The organism is Polaromonas sp. P3_C2 (assembly GCF_056402675.1).
This window is the reverse complement of sequence record NZ_JBFUGX010000326.1, coordinates 1-4,787: the sequence shown is the minus strand read 5'-3', so window position 1 is coordinate 4,787 and position 4,787 is coordinate 1. Positions and strand designations below refer to the sequence as shown.

Here is a 4,787-nt window from a genome sequence, read left to right as displayed (position 1 = left end):
ATTAAATCAATAGCTGCTTGCGCAAGAAAAGAAAGGGCTGGAGCTTGAAAAGGCTCTGGCCCTTTTTCATGGCTCTTTCTGCAGTACTCCCGGAACACGAGTGCTGCTGAAAGCGCCTTCGCTGTTTTGTATTTCGAACAAGAGAACGTATGACTCAACCCGATGCCCTCCAGGAACTGGTCAGCACCGCCCATGCCAGTTTTGCGCAGGCCAACACGCCCGCCGACCTGGAAAACGCCAAGGCGCAGTTCCTGGGCAAAACCGGCCGCGTCACGGAATTGATGAAAGGCATGGCCGCACTCAGCGTGGAAGAAAAAAAATCCCGTGGTGCCGCCATCAACCTGGCCAAACAGGCCATCGAAGCTGCATTGAACGATCGCCGTCAGGCACTGGCCGATGCCGAGCTGCAAAAACAACTGAAAGCCGAAGCGTTCGACGTGAGCCTGCCCGGCCGCCAGCGCGCGCAAGGCGGCTTGCATCCCGTTTCGCTGACGCTGGAACGCATTGAAGGCATTTTTGGCTCCATGGGTTTCGACGTGGCCCAAGGCCCCGAGATCGAGACCGACTGGTTTAATTTCACCGCGCTCAATACGCCCGAAGACCATCCAGCGCGTTCGATGCACGACACCTTTTATGTCGAGGGCGGCACCGAGGCCGCGCCCAACCTGCTGCGCACCCACACCAGTCCCATGCAGATCCGCTATGCGGTCCAGCATGTCAAGAAGCATCGCGCGCTGATCGATGCCGGCGGCCGCATGCCCGAAATTCGCGTCATCGCACCGGGCCGCACCTACCGTGTCGACAGTGATGCCACCCACTCGCCCATGTTCCACCAGTGCGAGGGCCTGTGGATAGGCGAGAACGTGAGCTTCAAGGATCTCAAATTCGTCTTCACCGATTTCTGCCGCACCTTCTTTGAAAGCGACGATCTGGTGCTGCGTTTCAGGCCCAGCTTTTTCCCTTTCACCGAGCCCAGTGCCGAGATCGACATCCAGTTCCAGGCTGGCCCGCTGGCCGGCCGCTGGCTCGAAGTCGCCGGTTCCGGCCAGGTGCACCCGAACGTGGTGCGCAACATGGGGCTGGACCCCGAGAAATACATCGGCTTTGCCTTCGGCATGGGCCCTGACCGCCTGACCATGCTGCGCTACGGCGTGAATGACCTGCGCCTGTTCTTCGACGGCGACATCCGCTTCCTCTCCCAGTTTCAGTCCTGAAATTACAAGAACAAGAAAAACAAGGTTAGACCATGCAATTCCCAGAATCCTGGTTGCGCGAATTCTGCAACCCGCCTTTGACGACCCAGCAGCTCGCCGACACACTCACCATGGCCGGCCTGGAGGTCGAAGAACTCAAGCCGGTGGCGCCTCCGTTCACCAGGATTGTTGTTGGCGAAATCAAGGAAGCCGTCCAACACCCGGATGCCGACCGCCTGCGCGTCTGCCAGGTCGACGTGGGGCAGGGCAGCCTGCTCAACATCGTTTGCGGTGCACCCAACGCCCGCGTCGGCATCAAGGTGCCATGTGCCCTGGTCGGCGCCGAGTTGCCTCCCGGTGAAGACGGCAAGCCCTTCCTGATCAAGGTCGGCAAACTGCGCGGCGTGGAAAGCCAGGGCATGCTGTGTTCGGCGCGCGAACTCAAGCTCTCTGAAGACAACGGCGGCCTGCTCGAACTGGTGGCCGATGCGCCGCTGGGCCAGGACATCCGTGAGCATTTGAAGCTCGACGACACCCTGTTCACCCTCAAGCTCACGCCCAACCTGGCGCATTGTCTGAGCGTCTACGGTGTTGCGCGCGAAGTCGCTGCGCTCACGGGTGCACCGCTGAAGACACCGGTCATTCCCGCCGTGGCTGCCGCCGACACCGCGAAACTGCCGGTGAAGATCAGCGCGCCCGATTTGTGCGGCCGCTTTTCCGGCCGCGTGGTGCGCAACGTCAATACGAAAGCCACCACACCCCAATGGATGGTCGATCGCCTGGCGCGCTGCGGCCAGCGCAGCGTGACGGCGCTGGTGGACATCTCCAACTACGTGATGTTCGAGCTGGGCCGTCCCTCGCACATCTTTGACCTCGAAAAAATCCATGGCGGGCTCGATGTCCGCTGGGGCAAGCCCGGCGAGACGCTCAAGCTGCTCAACGGCAATACCGTGACGGTTGACGAAAAAGTTGGCGTGATTGCCGACAATGCACAGGTGGAGTCGCTGGCCGGCATCATGGGCGGCGATGCGACCGCCGTCTCGGACGACACGAAACATGTCTACGTCGAAGCTGCCTTCTGGTGGCCCAAGGCCATCGCTGGCCGTTCGCGCCGTTATAACTTTTCGACTGACGCAGGCCACCGTTTTGAGCGAGGCGTTGATCCCGGGCAGACCGTCGAGCACATCGAGCGCATCACCCAGCTGATCATCGACATCTGCGGCACACCGGAAACGGTGTGCGGCCCCATGGACGACCAGCAGGTTAACGTGCCCAAAGCGGTGCCAGTCACTTTGAGGGTGGCGCGTGCAGCCAAGGTGATCGGCATGCCCCTCACGCAGGCGCAATGYCTGGACGCCCTCCAGCGTCTGGGCCTGCCGGTGACGCAAGGCGAGGGCACGCTGACCGTGACACCGCCCAGCTACCGCTTTGATCTGCAGATCGAAGAAGACCTGATTGAAGAAGTGGTGCGCATGGTGGGTTACAACCAGCTCCCCGAAACACCGCCGCTGGCCCCCATCACCGCCAGGTTGCGCGCTGAAGCCGAACGCAGCCCCTTTGGCGTGCGTCGCGCCCTGGCATCACTGGGTTACCAGGAAACCATTAACTTCAGCTTCGTGGAAGAGCGCTGGGAGCTTGAGCTTGCCGGTAATCCCAACCCCATCAAGCTGCTCAATCCCATCGCCAGCCAGATGAGCGTGATGCGCTCTTCACTGCTGGGTTCGCTCCTGCAGGTGCTCAAGTTCAACCTGGACCGCAAGGCGCCCCGTGTGAACGTGTTTGAGTTGGGCCGCGTTTTTCTGCGCGACACCCAGGTTCAGAACACCGACACCACTGTGGCAGGCTTCAACCAGCCCATGCGTGTGGCTGGCCTGGCCTACGGCCCTCGGGCGGCGATGAACTGGAGCCAGCCTGACAAGGCCGTGGATTTCTTCGATGTCAAGGGCGACGTGGAGACTTTGCTTGCACCGCTTCAGGCCGTTTTTGCGCCGGCGGTGCACCCCGCCATGCATCCCGGCCGCTGCGCAAGCGTGTCCGTGGGCGGCAAGCCGATTGGCTTTGTGGGCGAGTTGCACCCGCAGTGGCGCCAGGGCTACGACCTGGCCCAGGCGCCGCTCCTGTTTGAGCTGGAGCTTGATGCCGTGCTGCAGCGGCTTGTGCCGGAGTTCAAGCCGGTCAGTAAGCTCCAGCCGGTGGAGCGTGACATCGCCGTCATCGTGGCCGAAAGCGTCACACATGCTGCGCTGATGTCGGCCATCCACGGTGCAAACACGCAGGGCCTGCTCAAGGGCGCGACGCTGTTTGACGTCTATCGGCCGCAGCAGGCAAGCGCGAGCATGCAGCTTGGCGAAAAAAGCCTGGCCGTGCGCTTGGTGCTTTCGAGCGACGCCGCTACACTGACAGATGAGGAGATTGAGGCGGCCGTTCAGTCGGTGCTCGACAATCTGCAAGGTCAGTTGGGTGCCCGCTTGCGGGCCTGACCTTTCACGAATAGCGCTCACAATAAAAGTCGCCAGGAGTACCGTTGCATGGATTTTTCTGTAGAAAGCCTGGAAACCCCGGCGCTGACAAAGGCGCATCTGGCCGAGTTGCTGTTTGAACAGATCGGGCTCAACAAACGCGAATCAAAAGACATGATCGACGCGTTTTTTGACCTGATCTCGGACAGCCTGGTGGACGGAAATGATGTGAAAATTTCCGGGTTTGGTAATTTCCAGATTCGCACCAAAGCCCCACGCCCTGGCCGCAACCCGCGAACCGGCGAAGCCATCCCCATTGAGGCCCGCAGGGTGGTGACATTTCATGCCAGCCACAAGCTCAAAGACCAGATCCAGGGCGAAACTGTTGCCGAATAAGTACTAAACCCGGTGGCTTTGTCCGCTTGATTTACGTATCCGGGTAGGTGGTTGTAATTAAATGTCACCTGTGTGACGGAACAACACATGCCAAAAAACCGGCTCAACTCTTTGCGCTAAGTTTCGACTTAGAGTAGATTTGGAGGTTTCCTCCTTAGCGCATTGATTTAATTGGAGAAAACGCTCCCACCCATTCCCGCGAAACGCTATTTCACCATCGGTGAAGTCAGTGATTTGTGCGGTGTCAAACCTCACGTGCTCCGTTATTGGGAGCAAGAGTTCACGCAGCTACGCCCGATGAAGAGGCGTGGCAACCGCCGCTACTACCAGCACCATGAGGTGCTGATGATCCGCCGGATCCGTGATTTGCTCTATGACCAGGGCTTCACCATCAGCGGCGCACGCACCAAGCTTCAGGACATTGTCCAGACCGAACGCGACAAGCGCCGTAACGGTGAAGTCATGCTTGACGGCGTAGAAGTGCTGGAAGGCGGTGAGTCCCTGCTGGAGGATTTTGAGGATTCCAGTGACCACTCGGACTTTGAAGACAGCGAGCCGGAGGGCGCGGATTTGCCCAGCGGCAGCGCGGCTCAGCAACGACTGCAATTGGTACGGCGCGAGTTGTTTGAAATTCGTGATCTCCTCAGCGCCGGGCACTGAGAAGCATTTTCGGCACGCTATAATAAAAGGCTTGTCGGTGTGTGGCGCAGCCTGGTAGCGCACTTGCATGGGGTGCAAG

Annotated in this window: 4 protein-coding genes; all 4 read left to right on the top strand. The window is 59.9% G+C overall.

The genetic code is table 11. The annotated features are described in order from the left end of the window. Positions 1 to 149: 149 nt before the first annotated feature. The 4 genes from pheS (at position 150) to AC1DWI_RS14105 (ending at position 4,708) form a co-directional block, all read left to right on the top strand. Positions 150 to 1,214, top strand: a complete 1,065-nt coding sequence (gene pheS / locus AC1DWI_RS14120; RefSeq protein WP_477669070.1) for a phenylalanine--tRNA ligase subunit alpha — start codon at positions 150 to 152, stop codon at positions 1,212 to 1,214. A 32-nt stretch (positions 1,215 to 1,246) separates the two neighbouring features. Further along, entirely contained in the window at positions 1,247 to 3,673 is a 2,427-nt protein-coding gene (gene pheT, locus AC1DWI_RS14115) for a phenylalanine--tRNA ligase subunit beta (RefSeq protein ID WP_477669071.1), read from the top strand. A 48-nt stretch (positions 3,674 to 3,721) separates the two neighbouring features. Then, a complete protein-coding gene (locus AC1DWI_RS14110; RefSeq protein ID WP_457280348.1) occupies positions 3,722 to 4,048 on the top strand; it encodes an integration host factor subunit alpha in 327 nt (108 codons plus the stop codon). Positions 4,049 to 4,219: 171 nt separating this feature from the next. Further along, on the top strand, positions 4,220 to 4,708 hold the full coding sequence (locus AC1DWI_RS14105; protein ID WP_477725056.1) for a MerR family transcriptional regulator: 489 nt from the start codon (positions 4,220 to 4,222) through the stop codon (positions 4,706 to 4,708). The last annotated feature ends 79 nt before the right edge of the window (positions 4,709 to 4,787 follow it).

What these genes read in the sequence shown, in the direction of transcription:
- AC1DWI_RS14110 (WP_457280348.1), top strand. Translation starts at nt 3,722, where the DNA reads ATGGATTTTTCTGTAGAAAGCCTGGAAACCCCGGCGCTGACAAAGGCG.
- pheS (WP_477669070.1), top strand. Translation starts at nt 150, where the DNA reads ATGACTCAACCCGATGCCCTCCAGGAACTGGTCAGCACCGCCCATGCC.